At 42.6% G+C, this 17,345-nt stretch carries 16 protein-coding genes, 16 tRNA genes, 1 rRNA gene and 1 riboswitch (1 of these 34 only partly in view); of the genes, 8 read left to right on the top strand and 25 right to left on the bottom strand.

Going from position 1 to position 17,345, the window contains the following annotated elements:
- Nucleotides 1-7 precede the first annotated feature (7 nt).
- Nucleotides 8-217, bottom strand: a complete 210-nt coding sequence (locus tag P3X63_RS05030; RefSeq protein ID WP_026586133.1) for a hypothetical protein — start codon at nt 215-217, stop codon at nt 8-10.
- Nucleotides 218-766: 549 nt separating this feature from the next.
- Here P3X63_RS05030 and P3X63_RS05025 point away from each other — a divergent pair.
- Together P3X63_RS05025 and P3X63_RS05020 are read left to right on the top strand one after the other, a co-directional pair.
- Entirely contained in the window at nt 767-973 is a 207-nt protein-coding gene (locus P3X63_RS05025) for a helix-turn-helix transcriptional regulator (RefSeq protein ID WP_026586132.1), read from the top strand.
- Nucleotides 970-1,425 (top strand): DUF2178 domain-containing protein, encoded by a 456-nt coding sequence (locus tag P3X63_RS05020; protein WP_077737152.1) that lies wholly within the window; start codon nt 970-972, stop codon nt 1,423-1,425. The genes P3X63_RS05025 and P3X63_RS05020 overlap by 4 nt, the downstream gene beginning before the upstream one ends.
- Before the next feature lie 36 nt (nt 1,426-1,461).
- Here the strand turns inward: P3X63_RS05020 and thiC are convergent, their stop codons facing one another.
- Nucleotides 1,462-3,237: a phosphomethylpyrimidine synthase ThiC gene (gene thiC / locus P3X63_RS05015; protein ID WP_026586126.1), complete on the bottom strand. Its 1,776-nt coding sequence runs from the start codon at nt 3,235-3,237 to the stop codon at nt 1,462-1,464.
- 140 nt (nt 3,238-3,377) lie between these two features.
- Nucleotides 3,378-3,487, bottom strand: a riboswitch (TPP riboswitch).
- 215 nt (nt 3,488-3,702) lie between these two features.
- Between thiC and P3X63_RS05010 the strand changes: the two genes are divergently transcribed.
- Nucleotides 3,703-4,479 (top strand): sporulation protein, encoded by a 777-nt coding sequence (locus P3X63_RS05010; RefSeq protein WP_077737154.1) that lies wholly within the window; start codon nt 3,703-3,705, stop codon nt 4,477-4,479.
- A gap of 40 nt (nt 4,480-4,519) precedes the next feature.
- Here the strand turns inward: P3X63_RS05010 and aroD are convergent, their stop codons facing one another.
- A complete protein-coding gene (gene aroD / locus P3X63_RS05005) occupies nt 4,520-5,287 on the bottom strand; it encodes a type I 3-dehydroquinate dehydratase (protein ID WP_077737155.1) in 768 nt (255 codons plus the stop codon).
- 148 nt (nt 5,288-5,435) lie between these two features.
- Between aroD and P3X63_RS05000 the strand changes: the two genes are divergently transcribed.
- The gene (locus P3X63_RS05000; protein WP_179115751.1) at nt 5,436-5,804 is read left to right on the top strand and encodes a four-helix bundle copper-binding protein; all 369 of its coding nucleotides are present in this window, start codon (nt 5,436-5,438) and stop codon (nt 5,802-5,804) included.
- A gap of 110 nt (nt 5,805-5,914) precedes the next feature.
- Here P3X63_RS05000 and P3X63_RS04995 read toward each other — a convergent pair whose 3' ends face one another.
- From P3X63_RS04995 to P3X63_RS04975, 5 genes are all read right to left on the bottom strand, one after another.
- Entirely contained in the window at nt 5,915-7,009 is a 1,095-nt protein-coding gene (locus tag P3X63_RS04995) for a response regulator aspartate phosphatase (RefSeq protein WP_077737156.1), read from the bottom strand.
- Between the two features lie 353 nt (nt 7,010-7,362).
- On the bottom strand, nt 7,363-7,794 hold the full coding sequence (locus P3X63_RS04990; RefSeq protein ID WP_026586121.1) for a DUF805 domain-containing protein: 432 nt from the start codon (nt 7,792-7,794) through the stop codon (nt 7,363-7,365).
- 300 nt (nt 7,795-8,094) lie between these two features.
- On the bottom strand, nt 8,095-9,696 hold the full coding sequence (locus tag P3X63_RS04985) for an ABC transporter permease (protein ID WP_077737159.1): 1,602 nt from the start codon (nt 9,694-9,696) through the stop codon (nt 8,095-8,097).
- Nucleotides 9,696-10,604 (bottom strand): ABC transporter ATP-binding protein, encoded by a 909-nt coding sequence (locus P3X63_RS04980; protein ID WP_026586119.1) that lies wholly within the window; start codon nt 10,602-10,604, stop codon nt 9,696-9,698. The genes P3X63_RS04985 and P3X63_RS04980 overlap by 1 nt, the downstream gene beginning before the upstream one ends.
- Complete coding sequence (locus tag P3X63_RS04975) at nt 10,604-11,182, bottom strand: TetR/AcrR family transcriptional regulator (protein WP_268884453.1); 579 nt, start codon at nt 11,180-11,182, stop codon at nt 10,604-10,606. The genes P3X63_RS04980 and P3X63_RS04975 overlap by 1 nt, the downstream gene beginning before the upstream one ends.
- 477 nt (nt 11,183-11,659) lie before the next feature.
- Here P3X63_RS04975 and P3X63_RS04970 point away from each other — a divergent pair, with 477 nt between their 5' ends.
- The 4 genes from P3X63_RS04970 (at nt 11,660) to P3X63_RS04955 (ending at nt 15,586) form a co-directional block, all read left to right on the top strand.
- Entirely contained in the window at nt 11,660-12,433 is a 774-nt protein-coding gene (locus P3X63_RS04970) for a hypothetical protein (protein ID WP_277692543.1), read from the top strand.
- 556 nt (nt 12,434-12,989) lie between these two features.
- Nucleotides 12,990-14,543 (top strand): T7SS effector LXG polymorphic toxin, encoded by a 1,554-nt coding sequence (locus P3X63_RS04965; protein ID WP_277692542.1) that lies wholly within the window; start codon nt 12,990-12,992, stop codon nt 14,541-14,543.
- A 7-nt stretch (nt 14,544-14,550) separates the two neighbouring features.
- The gene (locus tag P3X63_RS04960; RefSeq protein WP_077737162.1) at nt 14,551-14,967 is read left to right on the top strand and encodes a YxiG family protein; all 417 of its coding nucleotides are present in this window, start codon (nt 14,551-14,553) and stop codon (nt 14,965-14,967) included.
- Between the two features lie 259 nt (nt 14,968-15,226).
- On the top strand, nt 15,227-15,586 hold the full coding sequence (locus P3X63_RS04955; protein WP_026586114.1) for a hypothetical protein: 360 nt from the start codon (nt 15,227-15,229) through the stop codon (nt 15,584-15,586).
- A 137-nt stretch (nt 15,587-15,723) separates the two neighbouring features.
- Here P3X63_RS04955 and P3X63_RS04950 read toward each other — a convergent pair.
- The 17 genes from P3X63_RS04950 to rrf form a co-directional block, all read right to left on the bottom strand.
- Nucleotides 15,724-15,805: transfer RNA gene (locus tag P3X63_RS04950), tRNA-Leu, on the bottom strand.
- 13 nt (nt 15,806-15,818) lie between these two features.
- A tRNA-Leu gene (locus tag P3X63_RS04945) sits at nt 15,819-15,907 on the bottom strand.
- A gap of 12 nt (nt 15,908-15,919) precedes the next feature.
- Nucleotides 15,920-15,990: transfer RNA gene (locus P3X63_RS04940), tRNA-Cys, on the bottom strand.
- 15 nt (nt 15,991-16,005) lie between these two features.
- Nucleotides 16,006-16,080, bottom strand: a tRNA-Gly gene (locus P3X63_RS04935).
- Nucleotides 16,081-16,133: 53 nt separating this feature from the next.
- Nucleotides 16,134-16,205: transfer RNA gene (locus P3X63_RS04930), tRNA-Gln, on the bottom strand.
- An 8-nt stretch (nt 16,206-16,213) separates the two neighbouring features.
- A tRNA-His gene (locus P3X63_RS04925) sits at nt 16,214-16,286 on the bottom strand.
- Nucleotides 16,287-16,306: 20 nt separating this feature from the next.
- Nucleotides 16,307-16,380, bottom strand: a tRNA-Trp gene (locus tag P3X63_RS04920).
- Between the two features lie 7 nt (nt 16,381-16,387).
- Nucleotides 16,388-16,472, bottom strand: a tRNA-Tyr gene (locus P3X63_RS04915).
- Between the two features lie 7 nt (nt 16,473-16,479).
- Nucleotides 16,480-16,552, bottom strand: a tRNA-Thr gene (locus P3X63_RS04910).
- A gap of 3 nt (nt 16,553-16,555) precedes the next feature.
- Nucleotides 16,556-16,631 (bottom strand) — tRNA-Phe (locus P3X63_RS04905).
- 9 nt (nt 16,632-16,640) lie between these two features.
- Nucleotides 16,641-16,717, bottom strand: a tRNA-Asp gene (locus P3X63_RS04900).
- 22 nt (nt 16,718-16,739) lie between these two features.
- A tRNA-Met gene (locus tag P3X63_RS04895) sits at nt 16,740-16,816 on the bottom strand.
- A 21-nt stretch (nt 16,817-16,837) separates the two neighbouring features.
- Nucleotides 16,838-16,913: transfer RNA gene (locus tag P3X63_RS04890), tRNA-Val, on the bottom strand.
- 115 nt (nt 16,914-17,028) lie between these two features.
- Nucleotides 17,029-17,103 (bottom strand) — tRNA-Glu (locus P3X63_RS04885).
- A gap of 15 nt (nt 17,104-17,118) precedes the next feature.
- Nucleotides 17,119-17,210, bottom strand: a tRNA-Ser gene (locus tag P3X63_RS04880).
- 7 nt (nt 17,211-17,217) lie between these two features.
- Nucleotides 17,218-17,292 (bottom strand) — tRNA-Asn (locus P3X63_RS04875).
- 8 nt (nt 17,293-17,300) lie between these two features.
- Nucleotides 17,301-17,345: ribosomal RNA gene (rrf, locus tag P3X63_RS04870) — 5S ribosomal RNA — on the bottom strand (it continues 71 nt past the right edge of the window).

Raw genomic sequence — 17,345 nt, 5'->3', positions numbered from 1 at the left:
AGTATAGCTACCTACATTCAATTTTGACCTGCAAACCGCTGACCCATTTGACGGATCCCGTGAAGCTGCCGTGGCCGTTAGCGAGACACCATACCGCCGCGCCGAGCACAACAGTTGCACCAAGAGCCAATAGGACCGCAATAAACACTAGGAACCAAGCCTGGTCTTCAATCGCCGGATTGACAGAATAATCAACCTGCGGAGCTGCGTATGTCATTTTTCCCCCTCCTTTCTATCAAGTAACCAAAGCGTAACATACCCAAATTCATACTGAAATCTATGAATTTTCCTATTTCACAAACACTACCTTCCAACTATTTATTTAAACACGACCCTCTTTTCCCAACCATTGTCCTATTCATATCCTCCGTAATCAGACTTCTTCCCGCATATGACTCTAGTATGTCTGCCACATGGTCAATTTCTCTCAATTTTCAACCTTTTTCGCTTTTCTTTCCTTTGTTCAATCAAACAGGCTGTTTTCTAGCATAGTAGGAAATAAGGAGCAGAAAATAAGGCGCATCCCCATCCGCAATCAAAACAATAAAATAACCATAAAGACCCTATTTCCCAAGCCTTAGATGGTTCTATTTTATCTATTCCATTTTTGTTAATTTTATGTATAAATTTAAATATTACGGTTGCATATCTTCCAAACCTAGATCAAAAGATGTTGATTACATTGTAAAATTGATTTAACATTATGTCTAGTCTATTTAACAATATGTCAAATATACTATATAAACGAAGAATTGCAGGTGGTAAGATGAACAACAGAGTCAGAGAGCTGAGGGCCAGATACGGATATTCACAAGAAGGGCTGGCAAAAGCTGTCGGGGTCACGAGACAAACCGTAGCGGCGATTGAAAAAGGCAATTACATACCATCGCTCCTATTGGCATTGAAAATTTGCGAGGAGTTTCAATTAAAAATGGAAGATGTCTTTTGGTTAGAGGAGGGAAAAACTGAATGAATATGAAAACGAGGACCCTTTTTCACATTGTGCTTTTCGGACTGGCATGCTGGACGTTTATCACGTTTTTTAAAGCAGCTGAACAAATTGCCAGAAGCCTGAAAACAAGCGATTCTGAACTGTATTTTGTTTTTAACCCGATTCCCATCCTTCTGTTTGCTGCGGTCCTTGCGGTCTACTCTTATTTGGAGAAAAAAGGATCCCGCAAACAAAACCTTCTATCCATCCCGGACGAATTTAAGGAACAGGATGAAAGGGAGCAGATGATCACCGCCAAAGCGTGCCGCACTTCTTATATCGTCCTGTATTTCGCAATGCCTGTCGCAGCGCTCGCGATGATTTTTTATCCGTTTATTCAAGCCGATATCCCGTACTTTCCGATCATCGTCATCTTCGTGTTGATCGTCATTCAGCACTTGTCATATATGCTGTCATTTCAAAAAAACAAATAAAAGCAGATGAAGGTCGGGCCTTCATCTGCTTTTTTGTCAGCTGTAAATTTGACCGCCGGCCTTTTTAAATTCCTTCGCCTTCTCTTCAAGTCCTTTTTCAATCGCCGCTTCTTCATCAAGGTTGTTTTCCTTGGCGTAGTCGCGAATATCCTGGGAGATCCTCATGCTGCAAAACTTCGGCCCGCACATCGAGCAAAAATGCGCCGTCTTTGCCCCTTCAGCGGGGAGCGTCTCATCGTGAAACGCAAGCGCTCTTTCCGGATCAAGTGAGAGGTTGAACTGATCGCGCCAGCGAAATTCAAAGCGCGCTTTCGACAACGCATCATCGCGAATCTGTGCGCCGGGATGCCCTTTGGCGAGATCAGCCGCATGGGCCGCGATTTTATATGTAATGACCCCTTCGCGGACGTCATCTTTATTCGGAAGCCCGAGATGTTCTTTCGGCGTGACATAGCAAAGCATCGCCGTTCCATACCAGCCGATCATCGCCGCTCCGATCGCCGATGTAATATGATCATACCCCGGGGCGATATCTGTCGTCAGCGGCCCGAGTGTATAAAATGGCGCCTCCTTGCATATCTCCATCTGCTTATCGACGTTTTCTTTAATTTTGTGCATCGGTACATGCCCCGGCCCTTCGATCATTACCTGAACGTCATGCTTCCAGGCGATTTCCGTCAGCTCGCCAAGCGTTTCCAATTCGGCAAATTGCGCTTCATCATTGGCATCCGCAATCGAACCCGGTCGAAGGCCGTCTCCAAGTGAAAACGCGATATCATACGCTTTCATAATTTCGCATATCTCTTCAAAATGTGTGTAAAGAAAGCTTTCTTCATGATGGGCGAGACACCACTGCGCCATGATCGCCCCGCCGCGGGAAACGATTCCTGTGACACGCTTTGCCGTCAGCGGCACATAGTGGAGCCGGACACCGGCATGAATCGTAAAATAATCGACGCCCTGCTCAGCTTGTTCAATCAATGTGTCGCGGTAAACATCCCACGTCAAATCTTCAGCGACGCCGTTTACTTTTTCAAGCGCCTGATAGATCGGCACTGTTCCGACGGGCACAGGGCAGTTGCGGATAATCCATTCCCTTGTCGTGTGAATATCCTTTCCTGTGGACAGATCCATCATGGTATCGGCCCCCCAGCGGATCGCCCACGTCATTTTTTCCACTTCTTCTTCAATCGAGGATGTGACGGCGGAATTGCCGATATTTGCATTGATTTTCACATGGAAATTCCGGCCGATGATCATCGGCTCGCTTTCCGGATGATTGATGTTTGCCGGGATGATCGCCCGGCCGCTCGCCACTTCGTCGCGGACAAACTCGGGAGATACATGCTCGCGAATGGCGATAAACTCCATTTCAGGAGTGATGATCCCCTTTCTCGCATAATGAAGCTGAGTGACATTTTGTCCTTTTTTGGCGCGCAGCGGTTTTCTTTTCAGCCCCGGATAGCTGTGATTCGCCTGCTTCCCGCTTTTATAGCCGTTATCCTCAGGCTTCACTTCCCGTCCCTCATATTCCTCAGTATCGCCGCGCTCTTTGATCCAGGCTGAGCGCAAAGGCTTAAGCCCTTTTAGAATATCAACTTCCGCATGTTCATCCGTATAAGGACCGCTCGTGTCATATACGCGCACAGGCTGATTTTCTTCTTCTCCAAATGATCCCGTCGTAGAACTCAAGGCGATTTCTCTCATCGGCACCTGAATGTCAGGCCGGGACCCTGCGACATAGACCTTTCGGCTTCCAGAAAAGCTTGACATCAACTTAATGTTTTTTTGCTGCACTGACTCTTGTTTCATGTGTACATTCCTTCCCCTCTTTAAAAAAGATCTTAGACGAAACTCCAGAACAGCACCAGCACAAAAAAACCAGGCACATTGATGAACCTGGTTTTACAGTCAGTAAAATCCGCAGATGAACGTCTGATCTCCCGACATCTGCAAACACCTTTTTACTTCCCCACGCTGGTACGAACCAGATCAGGTCCAAAGGGTTAAGAAACCCGGTCGTTTCTCTCTCAGCCCATACAGGGCACCCCTAGTAAAGCTATTCATTTCTTCATTATGGTAGCATATCCAGTGATTGATGGAAAGGTGAAGTTTGAACCGATTTAAGCCTATGAAAGTTTCCGCTTTTTTTAAGAGACTCCCGTTTTTTAGCTTCGAAAAGACAAAGGACCTATTGATTTCAAAATAAAATGAATCTTTCGCCCTGTGTAAAACGTATTCATTTCTTGTACGACAATAATAGGAGGAATGGTAAACATGTCTTTTTTGAAAAAGCTTGCAGCAAGCGCCGGGATCGGTTCAGCGAAAGTGAATACGATTCTGGACAAGAGCGCATATCGCCCGGGAGAACGGGTGAGCGGAACCGTTCATGTTAAAGGCGGCAATGTTGAACAGCACATCAGGTATATCGATTTATTGCTCGAGACGGAATATCTCGTCGTCAAGAAAGACGAAAAACATTGGAAAAACGCTACCATTGAATCCCACCGCGTGACAGATGCCTTTACAATCAAAACCGGTGAAGAACGGGAATTTTCTTTCTCATTCATTCTTCCGCTTGACACGCCGATTACGATAAAAGGAGCTAAAGTGTTCTTATTGACCGACCTGGACATACAAGGCGGGATTGACAAATCGGATGATGATCATCTCTTCGTTAAACCACATCCGTGGGTTCACAGTATTTTAGAAACGGTTGAAAGCCTCGGATTCCGGCTTCATGAGGCGGACTGTGAGCAAGCATCATATTTCAGAAAGCGTTTGCCTTTCGTCCAGGAATTCGAATTTGTGCCGGTCACACCGCACTATCGTCAGCTGCTGGATGAAGTGGAGCTCGTTTTTCTTGTGCAGGAGGACGGGGTGGATGTGATCATCGAAGTGGACCGCCGCGCAAGAGGAATGCGGGGCTGGCTGGAAGAAATGTATAACGGCGGTGAAGAGGTCTGTCGCCTCCATTTTGACGAATCAGAGCTCAAGGATAAAGGAGAGCTTGCAGAGGTGCTGAAGGACATCATTGAACAATGCGCCAAATAGATTGAAGGAGCCGGCTCAAACAAGCCGGCTCCTTTTGCAGTCATGACAAATTGTCGTGCAAAACGCCAATGATCCGCCTCAGATCGGCGGCGGCGAGTTGCCCCGGTGCAGAGGCCTTCTTGGCCGCCCCGAATGTCATCGCCGAGCCAAACACCTCTCCGGCCAGACGGCTGATGACACCTTTTCCAGCCATTGACATCGTGATTATGGGCCGCTTCGCGTAGTGCTCATTCATCAAATAAGTCGCTTCAAGCAATTTCAGCACATCAGCCGGTGTTTCAGGCATCACAGCAATTTTTGGCAGATCCGCGCCCAGCTCTTGCGCTTTCTTCAAGCGGGAAATCATTTCTTCAACGGACGGTGTTTTCTCAAAATCATGGTTGGAAATGATGACAGACACATCTTTCGCCTGTGCGGCTTCCACCAGCGCTTTCACGTCGCGTTCCTCATAAAACAGCTCGATATCGATCACATCGGCAAGCCCTGTGTTGACAACCGCCTGATTTAAAGAAACATAATATTCCCGGCCGACTTCCTTTTCCCCGCCTTCCCTTGCACTGCGGAAAGTAAAGATGAGCGGCATGTCGTGCAAAAGAGCGCGGATTTCCGCCAAAGCCTCCGCGACCTTCTCAACGTCTTCAACATCTTCAAAAAAGTCCGCCCGCCACTCGGCAACATCCGCATCAAGCGTCTTGATGTGTGCCGCTTCTTCTTTCAATTGCGCAAGCGTTTTTCCGACGAGAGGCACACAGATTTTCGGCGCTCCTTCTCCAAAGGTAACCCCTTTGACCTTCACCAGTTTCTTCACTTGTTTCAGCTCCTCTATGTCCGAGAAATCTCAATGACTTAACGGTACCGAATATTCATCACAAGCGCAAGAAAAATCTTAAGAATGTCAGACGCATAGGCAACCACATATGAATAGGAATATTATGAAGAAAGAAGGGGGAAATGATATGTATGGTCATCCTGTTCCTTATGATACAAATATGAGGAACATCCAAAATCGCCATGTGTTACAAACCGTTCAGCACTGTGAAGCTGTTTGTGAATTCACCGCAAATTACATTCTCACAAGGGAAGATGCAAACCGTCGAAAAGAGCAACTGAGAATGCTTAGAGATTGTGCGGATATATGCACGCTGACCGCTAAATATATGGCACGGCACAGCCGCTTTGCCAAATCGCCGGCCTCGGTGTGCGCCAAAATTTGCGAAGCCTGCGGAAATCATTGTCTACGGCATCCTGACCAGCAATCGCAAAAGTGCGGCCAAACATGCCTGCAATGCGCCCGGGAATGCCGTGAATTCGCGATGTCTTCTTGATGATACTCAATACCCAAAAAGGTTCATACAAATAAAAAAGACGGCTGAACAGCCGTCCTCTGTTTTACAGGTTTTAAGAGCCTGCTCCCCTAGATGAACGTTTTTTCATTTTAAAGAACCTCCTTTCCTGTTAGTTTACTTGATTTTATCGCTTTCTCCAAGAAGTATGTGGAATTTTTGTAATGATTTAACGAACTGTACACTTTTGCCACATCTTCTGCAAGTGCTTCAATATCCACATAAGCCTTTCTCTTTTCCAGCCTGCCAATCAGTTCCTTGACTTGCTCAGCCCCTTCAAGGGGGACAGTGTAGCAGATATTGAGAACAGAGAACTTGAGGGAGAAGTTGATATTATTTGTTTTCTGCGCAAAATCAGCGCCTAATATGACCCACTTTATGGCTTTGTCCAATTCCCCGATCTTATAAGTCGATCGGGCCGACTCATAAATACACTGCATATACATAATCGGGGCGTTTTTTTTAAGATCATTTGTTTTAAAGGACAGGTCAAAATATTCAAGCGCTTCTTCATGCTGATCCTCTTGAATTTTTAAAAAACCTAAATCATAATAAACAGCGGCTAACAAATGGTTGTCACCCATCTTCATCAGCCTGTCAGCACAGCTTTTGAGCATGTTTTCCGCTCTCATCAGCCGGCCGTCGTCTATGTAATTCAAAGCCAGCAGAACAGTGCAGTTTATGGATTGTGTCTTATATTCCCCGTATGCCTGATAAATGCTTTTCGCCATTTGGAGGTGATGAAAAGAGAGCAGGGTTGTTTTCGTAAAATAATAAAGGTTCCCAAGCTTATAATGAAACTCGGCCTTTTCGATCTCATCCTCAACCTTGTCCAGCTGTCTTTCTGCGACCCTGAAAAATGTGAGGGCTTGAGAGTAGTTATTTTTCGCACTCTCATACATTCCTTTGAACAGAAAATAATAATACCTTAACATATTATCGGTTTTAGCCTTATCCTCGGCATTGGGAGGAAGTGAAGGTTCTCCCGCCACATCTTCCATTAGCACTCTAAATCTATAGTCGAGCAAATTAAAATAAAGCAATACATCTTGATCTTCTTCCATAACGCCAAACAGACTCTCTATCCTGTCCCTAAGCTCTATCGCCTTGGAGACTTCCCTCTTTTTAATATGGACGTACCATGTATTGATCAGGTTGGCTACATCCACCGAGGCCACCGCATTCATTGACAAACCTCCCATATCTCATCCTGCCTCTACCGTTTATGATCATATTTTACAGAAAGTTGTCAATTTTTGCAAAGGGGTTGTGCGAATATTTTACCTGCTCAGCTCATGCAATTGGAGCAATTTTCACATTCTGCCTTCGCTCCTTTTCTTCTGAGCTCATGACTCCATAATCCTCCTTAGTATCCACAACTGTCTTTTCTGGAGATCGGGCGGCTTGCAGGCCTCCGTATGCTGAAAGTAAACAAACCATCCGGAAATGAACGAACTGATTTCAAAAGTTACTGGGAGTGTACATGATGTTCTCTCATTAAAAAACACCCCAACCGTTGGATCGTTGGGGTGCCATTCATCTAACTTACTTTTGGATTTACTCCATATTGATTATCGTTTTTTTCACTATCTTGACAGTAAAAGATCAGCAAAATAATAGCACCGACAAGCGGAATAAAGCCAATGAATATCCACCAGCCGCTTTTCCCGATATCATGCAGCCTGCGGACACCGACAGCGAGAGACGGCACCAAAACGGCCAATTGATACAGAATGATCAGGATGTATCCTAGCATTCCGCCGCCATATCCAGCGACATATCCCACTTGATAGCCGTCAAACCCTGCTGCTGTCGTAATTCCAGCTGTTAAAATTCCTACTATTATGATTGAGAGTATAAATAAAGTAAAACAAATAAGGGCATTGAATAAACAAAACATCCAATATTCCTTTCGCCTTGCTCTCCCTTCAAAATCTGCATAGTTCTTTAAACATTTCCAATACCATTGCATAACATTTCCTCCACTATCAACTTTATTGAATAATGCAAAACATATGCATTATATCATAAAAAATCCATTTGTTGTTTGTAATCCTATGATTTTGGATCGATATCATTGGCCGGCAAGTAGGGCCATTATTCTCGCCACTTCTGATTTCATGTAGTTTATCTATCTGATATTTGCGTCTAAATTTTTTTAACCCAGCCTCTCGAAAGTTGCTCTCTTTTGTTATGCTTTAGTCCGTTTCTTCTTTCTCTAAAATAGCAATAAAAAGCACCCCCACTAAGACAAATTGGAGGTGCTTTCACATTAAATTTCAACATCCCGTTTATTAAAGCCAACAAAACCTATTACTGTGAACACAATCGCAAAAATACTTAATAAAAACAGCGGCGTGAAAGAGAAATCCTCAACAGGTATTTGCGGAACGTAGCCAAATGGAGAAATATTGCCAACCCAGTCCGAGAATTGGAATAATCCTCCTAAATACAGTACGATAAAAGAATAAAAAACATAAAGCCAAATGAGATTCGTTAACTTAGGGTAAAACCCGATCAGCAATACTGCTAAACTAATCATGACAAGCATGGCTGGATAATAGGAGAATGCTGCTCCAAAGATCATCTCAAAAGATAATCCGCCTTCAACCACAGCCGTCCCCGCAGACCATAGCCCGAGTGCAGCAAGCGAGATCATGACAAACCCATTGACAATTGAAATGATGAAGTAACTCCCTAATAGTTTTGTCCGTGAAACAGTTCTGCCTATCAGATGCACGACCCGTTCTTTTTTCTCCTCACCGCGCAGCTTATTCACTGCCATAATCGGAGGAACAGTTGCCAGCAATGAAATGACGATCATCAACATCGGTATGAATTGTTCTAACAACGTGCCCCCTTCATGTGTCTGGAGCAGCTGCTTTATCGTTTCGTTATCGGAAAAAAATGATTCGAGATCACCTAAAACAGAGCCGTATGATGCACCTAATACATACATACCGATTGCCCATGATATGATTCCAACTCGCTGCAGTCTTAAAGCAAGGCTGATTGGACTTTGCAAAAAACGAGATGCATATTTTTTACCAGGCTTGGATGGTAAAAATCCCTGATCCAAGTCACGAATGGCATTCAAATAATTCGCAACGATATATAGAGCCAATGAAGCAGCGATCATTAAAACAGTCGGCCACCAATTATTCGTATCGTAAACTTCTGCTTTTGTTACCCATGCCAGCGGTGAAATCCATGACAGCGTCTGATTGCTAACGTCTGTAATCGCCCGAAACAGATAAGCAATCAAAAGCACAGCAATCGAGTAACCAATCGTACCACGCGAACTATCCGACAATTGCGCAAAGACAGCTGTTACTCCAGCGAAAAATAAACCAGTAGCGCCTAATGCCGTACCGTACAATAACGAACCTTCCAAATCCATACTTTCAATCCCTAGTGCATAAAGCCCACATCCAATAATCAATGCCAATCCGATACATGTCACCGTAACGACGAGTAATGATGCATTCAAATACGAAAGACGCCCGATTGGCAGTGAACGCATGATTTCCAAGCGGCCATCCTCTTCATCCGCCCGTGTGTGACGCGTGACAAGCAGGATGCTCATCAGTCCTACCACCGCAGCCGTCATGAGTAACATTTGATGTGCCGTCATGACGCCGAGCGTATAGTTATTTAAATCAGCTGGGCCTGTCATGGCCGTCATCGCAGGGTTAGCCATCGTCTGTGCCATCCCATCTCTTTCCTGCTCAGAGCCGTACAAATCCTTAAAAGCGGTTGGTACAATCAATGTAAAAAAAGTAAGGGAAATGATCCAAATTGGGATCCTGATCCGATCAAGCCGGAAAATAAAACGGGAAAGGTTAACCGTTTTAGCAACTAAATTGTTCGCCATCACCGTTCACCTCCCACTCCCGCATTCTTCGCTCCTTCATAATGACGCATGAATAAGTCCTCTAACGTCGGTGGAGCACTTTCCAGCCTAACGATTCCAAATTGACTAATATGCTTCATCACATCATCCATTTTTTCACTATCAACCTGAAATGACGTGACAAGTTCACGTTCTTCGATTTCATGAATTCCTTGCAGTTCATGTAAACCCGTAATTGGCTGTTTGGTTTCAACGAGCATTTGTGTTCGTGTTAAGTGGCGCAATTCGCTTAAAGTGCCGGACTCAATAATTTTTCCTTGTCGTATGATACTGACTCGATCACACAGCTTTTCTACCTCTGATAAGATATGACTCGACAGCAATACACTTTTTCCTTGCCTTTTTATATCCATCACACATTCCTGAAAAGCCTTTTCCATTAACGGGTCCAGTCCAGATGTCGGTTCATCCAGAATATAAAGGTCCGCCTCCGATGAAAAAGCAGCAACTAAGGCAACCTTTTGCCGATTTCCTTTAGAATATGTTCTGCATTTTTTGGATGGATCCAAATCAAATTTTTTTATCAGCTCTTCGCGTCTTGATTTGTTCGTTGTGCCATTTAATTTCACAAATAAATCAATGACCTCGCCTCCAGTTAAGTTAGGCCACAGATTGACATCACCAGGAACATAAGCGATACGCTTATGTATTTCTACTGCATCATGCCAGGCATCCTTGTCAAAAATTTCAACGTCTCCGCTTGTTGCCTTTAGTATTCCTAATAACACTCGAATCGTTGTCGATTTACCTGCACCGTTTGGACCGATAAAGCCCACTACCTCACCTTTATTCACCTCAAAGTTGACTCCGTCCAAAGCAGTGAACTTGCCAAACTTTTTCGTTAAATTGGACACTTTTAGTAAGCTCATCACTCTTCCCCCTCTTTATAGAAACAACGCTTCAGTATCTTTGAATAGCTGTTCCATTCGTTGATATGCTCCATTCCGACGTTTTTAAAAGACTTGATTTTCTTGATTTGAGCTTCTGCAAAACCAACCATTGTCCAATTCAGGATATGAAGTGCTTTTTCAGGATCGACATCTTCTCGAAATTTTGACCAATCTATATTTTCATAGATTCTATTTAAGCCATTATCCAGAATATTACCCATTAGCTGCTCAATATCAGGTTTAACTTCTGCTGCTTGTTCTTCACCTATCGATTTTAAGAAATCAAACACTAAAGGGTATGTTTGTTGTATCTTTAATTTAATCAATCCGACTTGACTGAGTCGTTTAAAAAGGTCACGTTCATTCAAATCTATTTCATCATAGATTCCATCAATTATTTTTAGGGCGTGATCAATCAAATAAAGATACAGATCTTTTTTATTATTGAAATAATTGAATAACGATCCCTTAGATATTTGTGCTTCCTTGACGATTTCATTTGTTGATGCTTTTTCATAGCCACTTTGTACAAATTGTGTCAATGCCGCGTTGACAATGCGTTCTTGTTTTTCAGGCTTTAAACTGTTAAATTTTGTGTTAATTGCACTTCACTCCTTTCACAGAAAATGACCATATCGGTCATTTTTAATGTAACATGAATGACCAATGCGGTCAAATAAAATCCGAACTCGCACTCTTCATAACATATGGGACCGCAGCCTTCCTCGCTTTCCATCAGGCCAAGAAGAGCTTCATGACAACATTGATCATTACCCCACGAATCTTTAAACGTCCTATCTCGGCAGACTTATCTTTAAAAAAGAGCCCTTCTTATAAGAGTTGGGCTTACTTCAGCATGTGCCTCCTCAAAAAATGAAAATGCTAATCCGTTACACCCAGTGTAATTTCACATCTAAAGTATTGCTTATAAAGCAGAGAAATGTTACTTTTGAACTTTTTTTATTTTAATCACCAAACAATAATAATTTTCAAGTACAATGTGATGGAATATAAATGGAAAGGATGTAATTATAATGAACAATTGGGGTTGCAAGGGTTTTAAGGTGTTTGTTGTATTGTTGACATTAGTATTGGCTTTACCTGTTTTTTCAATAGCCGCATCAGCTACAGAACTAACTGATAATGAGAAATTACATAACGAAACTGCTGTATCAACTAAAGGAATTTCTGTACCCAACCAAAAGCTGAAAAGCGAAGAATTTGAAAATGTAAATGTGAATATGGATGATGTAAAGAGGTTAGAAGCTTATCTTAAATTAAACGCAGATGGAACTCTTATCTTAGATCCATCGTATACTAAACTAGGTATTTCCCACTCTGTAACAAACGAAGTTCATGAGTGGATTAAATACTTAAACGGTTTAGTAAAACAAAATGAAGCTGTCATTAACTCCGATTTTAGTGTTAAAATTTTAGCCAAAGACGGTAGTGTACTGACGCTTGATAATGGAAACAATGATAAAATGAAAGTGGCGAAAAAAGGTTGCGGCCGATCTGGTCATAAAGTGTACTGGTGGGGGTATAATCTTTATTTTGACTGTAATGAAACAAGAACACTTTATCAATCATTTAAAGCAGGGGGTGGAGCAACTACTGGTCTTGCTGCAATATCAAGGTTTATACCCGTACCGCCTACACAATTAGCAAGTGCAATTGCCGGAGTAATTGGAGGCGGACTTGTAGGTTTTGGTCAAATGATTCAAGACGAACATGAAGGGCATGGTGTCAGAATACGTTTTACTGGACTTGGATATGCAGCTGTTCCAACTGGGGTTTTTCCACAATAAAAATGAAAGAAGGGAAACTATGACTTTCTTTGTTTTAATGGCAGGGCTATTTCTTTTGATTTACATGAAAGAACCATTCAGCAAAAAAATGTATGGTTATGTTTACTTGTTTTTTTATTTAATGGTTTTAGCCCTATATATAATTAATACTACATTTGTCAATTTGATATCTAGTAAACTCTTATTAATCGTTGCAGTAATTGTCATTTCACCATTGTTCATTAGTTTCCTAAAATCCTCAACTGAATCTCGTTAGAAAAAAGACAGAAGGAGCAGGCATAGCGCCTGCCCTTTGTTGTTACTATAATAAATATTAAAATTTTTTTCGTATTTTTGATCGTTAATTCAATCTGCATCCAAACCACGCATCATTTGAAACCGTTTGGTTGCATTCTGTCCCCCCCTTCCCCTCAGTTATCAAATGATATTGATAAGGAATAATAACCTAAACCAAATGATTCATTTTGATGGATGCACAGGATTTATTCACCATTATTCTACTATAAAGTGGTAAACTCTATACTGATTGTAACCATTAGTATTAGAGGAGAATGCCATGAAGACCTTGGATGTTCAAGCGTTGCACCATGCAATTGACCAGACGCTCGAACAATTAAAAAAGCAATCAGATGAAATTGCCAATGTCAAAAAAAGTGTGGATGGAATCACGTCCCTTGACGATGCTTTAAAAGGAAAAGGCGGCGATGCCATTCGTAACTTTTATGAAGAATGTCACACCCCTTTCTTGAAGTTCTATGAATCTTTTATTGACGAATACCAGTCAGCACTGAAAAAAATCAAAAATGCATCGGAATCCCTTGAACCGAATCACAACGGATATATTTCGCAAGCCTTTCTTGAACACGAATTGGAACAGGGCTTGAATGCAGCTGACCGAACAACTAAACACTTGGTATCCAAAGCAAATGCCACGATGGCGAAAGTCAGCCATATTGTCGATCTGCCGGATTTGAACGATAACGAGTTTCACGAACAGAACCGAAAAGCAATGAAAGACATCAATCAGACGATTGAAAAGCTGCACACCTTTGACAGGGAGCAGACAAACGCCCTCAAAACGGCAGAAAACGACCTTGAGACGATGCAAAAGTACATCTCAAGGCTCGAAAATATGTATACCGGACCAAAAATTGAAATAACCAGCTATCAAAAAGGCGCGATTTTAAAGCCGGATGAGATGGATACCCTGAGTGGAAATCAAGAAACAGCGATGGGTGTTATGTTGAAAAAAGTCGGAGATAAAGAAGACACTGAAATGAATACTCTCGCCGACCCTGACCGAACAAAAAAATTAGCGACACAAAAAGTTTCTAAGAAAGTGTATAGTGAAGAGGAGTTAGAAAAGCTAGAAAAGAAATATACTGTTTATAATGACACAGTGTACCGAGCTTATATAGATGGTAATATAATCGTCAAGTTAGAACCTGCATACACCCTTCCTGAAAATGTTGAAAAAAGCGAATGGGAAAAATATCTAGAGACTGGTTTGGAATTTGCAGGAGTTTATGATGCAGTAAGAGCCGGATTTGGGTACGACCTTGCAACAGGTGAAATCGTTTCAGTCAAAGATCGTTTTTTAGCTGGATTTTATGTCACACCTTTTGGAAAAGCATTTAAATACGGAAAACGCGGTTACAAATTATTCAAAGGTGAGGAATCAGCAAAGAAAATTGCCAAGGTTGAGAAAGGTGCGAAATCAACTGAGGAAATTTCTAAGGTTCAAAAAGGCGAGAAAACGGCTGAGAAAGCTTCAAAAGTTGAAAAAAGCACAAAGAGTACTAAGTATGTTAATAACATTAAAGGGTTAGCAGATGATATAGGAAATAAATTAGATGGTTCTGTTTCAAATGCTAAAGGAAAAGGATACAAAGTAAACATACCAAATGGCAATAAAACAATTACTGTAAGGATCATGGATAAAGGGTCTGGAGGGAGAGATAAACCTTACTTTAGAGTCAGTGTTAATGGAAAAGGTTCTATCACTCTTGACGGTAAAATTTCTAATGACAGAGCTCTTACTCATATTGATATTACAGATAACTCTCTCAAACAAATAGAAGATATGATAAAAACTTATAAAGGAAAGTGATCATAGCATGGAAACAAGATTAGTAACTTTGCTGAACGAAATGTGGGCAGCAGTTATTGAAAAGTATGAATTTGATATGTTGAAAAATTCGATTAGTTTTGAGCTCAAGACAATAGACAATGGTCTTGAAACAAAACATAAAATGATCTTTAAGGGAGTATCTGCTTGGTATTTCATTGAAGATAGCGGTGAAGATAGATTCAACACAATTGATGAAACAGAAGACCAAGATTATTTAGAGTTAACTTCAATAGACTTTTATAAAAATGGGATTGGACAAATTAAGCCTTCGTCAATAGAAGAAGATTGGGTAAATCAATATTACTCCAATGCTAATTTTGCATTAGAGATATGGGATGCCTTATTATTAGTTGAAGCAAAAAGTATTATCATCAATGGTAATAAATACGAAGTGAATAATTAACCATTTACAATTTTGGACTTTTAAAAACTACGGTCCTCTTTTTAGAGGGCCGTGTTTTGCAATTGGCTATGCGGATAACCCGGATCGATAATAAGTGCACATTTCAAAATTCAAATATGCCGCCCATTCACTCCTCCAGACACCTGCTTCACTTCCAAGTTTACTCCTTTTTCGGGCAGTCCATAACGCAAGCGACTTCTATCTTGATTCATAAAGTTGATTTTAGGGAGGGATTTTCCCTAAAGGAGGATTGATTGAATTGTTACATACAAAATTTTATGATGGATTTGAGGGTGAACCTGAAATTGTCTTATCTGATGGAGAAAACAAAGTCGTGATTTGGAATGGATACTTTGAGACTTTATTAAATTCTTTATTAGATACCAACATTAAAAAAGAAGGAATAATCAAAGAGTACTTTTATCAAGAAGGATGGTATAATGACTCACCTTGGGTAATTGAAGATGTACAATTAACAATAAACCAAATGAAAAGTTTTGATGTAAGCAAACTAGATACTTCAGACGGTTTTAAAAAAGAATTAGTTGAATTAGTTAAAGAAACTATACAATTTCTCGAAAACGCCAAAAATAAAACTGTTGTTATTGAATACGATTAAAAGGCCCTTTCGAGGGCCTCTTTTTGTTATTTCAATAATGCCTCTTCTTTAATAATGCAAAACGCTCATAAACGTTGATATATCAACATTTATGAGCGTTTCGAAAAATCTTATCGGCTCTTAAAAAGAGCAAAGGATACCGGTGGTCGGGGTCGAACCGACACTCCCGAAGGAACACGATTTTGAGTCGTGCGCGTCTGCCAATTCCGCCACACCGGCATGTGTGAGCAAATGGTGCCGAGGGCCGGACTTGAACCGGCACGGTAGTCACCTACCGCAGGATTTTAAGTCCTGTGTGTCTGCCAATTCCACCACCCCGGCACGAGGCAAATAAGGCGACACCCGGATTCGAACCGGGGATAAAGGTTTTGCAGACCTCTGCCTTACCACTTGGCTATGCCGCCATCATTTTAAGAAATTGGAGCGGAAGACGGGATTCGAACCCGCGACCCCCACCTTGGCAAGGTGGTGTTCTACCACTGAACTACTTCCGCATTTTCATGATGAACTTATTTTATCATATTCAGCTTTTTAAAGAAAGATAAAACTGGGCTAGCTGGATTCGAACCAGCGCATGACGGAGTCAAAGTCCGTTGCCTTACCGCTTGGCTATAGCCCAATATTAAGGGCGATTGATGGGAATCGAACCCACGAGTGCCAGAGCCACAATCTGGTGCGTTAACCACTTCGCCACAACCGCCATAAATTGTGAAGTAAAATTGGCAGGGGCAGTAGGAATCGAACCCACACCGGAGGTTTTGGAGACCTCTGTTCTACCGTTAAACTATGCCCCTAAAATCATGGTGGAGGGGGACGGATTCGAACCGCCGAACCCTGAGGGAGCGGATTTACAGTCCGCCGCGTTTAGCCACTTCGCTACCCCTCCACAACAGTGCCGGCCAGAGGACTTGAACCCCCAACCTACTGATTACAAGTCAGTTGCTCTACCAATTGAGCTAGACCGGCAAATGGTGGCTCGGGACGGAATCGAACCGCCGACACACGGATTTTCAGTCCGTTGCTCTACCAACTGAGCTACCGAGCCTTATTTAAATGGCGGTCCGGACGGGACTCGAACCCGCGACCTCCTGCGTGACAGGCAGGCATTCTAACCAACTGAACTACCGGACCATTTTGGCAATGAATTTTAATTTGGTTGCGGGGGCAGGATTTGAACCTGCGACCTTCGGGTTATGAGCCCGACGAGCTACCGAACTGCTCCACCCCGCGATAATATGATTTTCATAGATATGGTGGAGGATGACGGGATCGAACCGCCGACCCTCTGCTTGTAAGGCAGATGCTCTCCCAGCTGAGCTAATCCTCCGAAGCACAGGACGTGCAAATGCATGCGTTGCAACAGGACGTTGCTCCCTTAGCATGCCTTCCTTTGAAAAGTTCCGGCATTCGCTTTCTGCTTTTCAACATGCTGTCCAAAGAAATGGTGACCCGTACGGGATTCGAACCCGTGTTACCGCCGTGAAAGGGCGGTGTCTTAACCACTTGACCAACGGGCCAGATGTTTTTAAAAGTGGCGGAGAGCAAGGGATTCGAACCCTTGAGACGGCGTTGGCCGCCTACACGATTTCCAATCGTGCTCCTTCGACCACTCGGACAGCTCTCCAATAAAATGGCTCCGCAGGCAGGATTCGAACCTGCGACCGATCGGTTAACAGCCGATAGCTCTACCACTGAGCTACTGCGGAATGAGTCTGCCTGGCGACGTCCTACTCTCGCGGGGGGAAGCCCCCGACTACCA

The sequence above is a fragment of the Bacillus sp. HSf4 genome (assembly GCF_029537375.1).
GTDB classification, from domain to species: Bacteria; Bacillota; Bacilli; order Bacillales; family Bacillaceae; genus Bacillus; species Bacillus sonorensis_A.
This window is presented reverse-complemented; position numbering and strand designations above follow the sequence as displayed.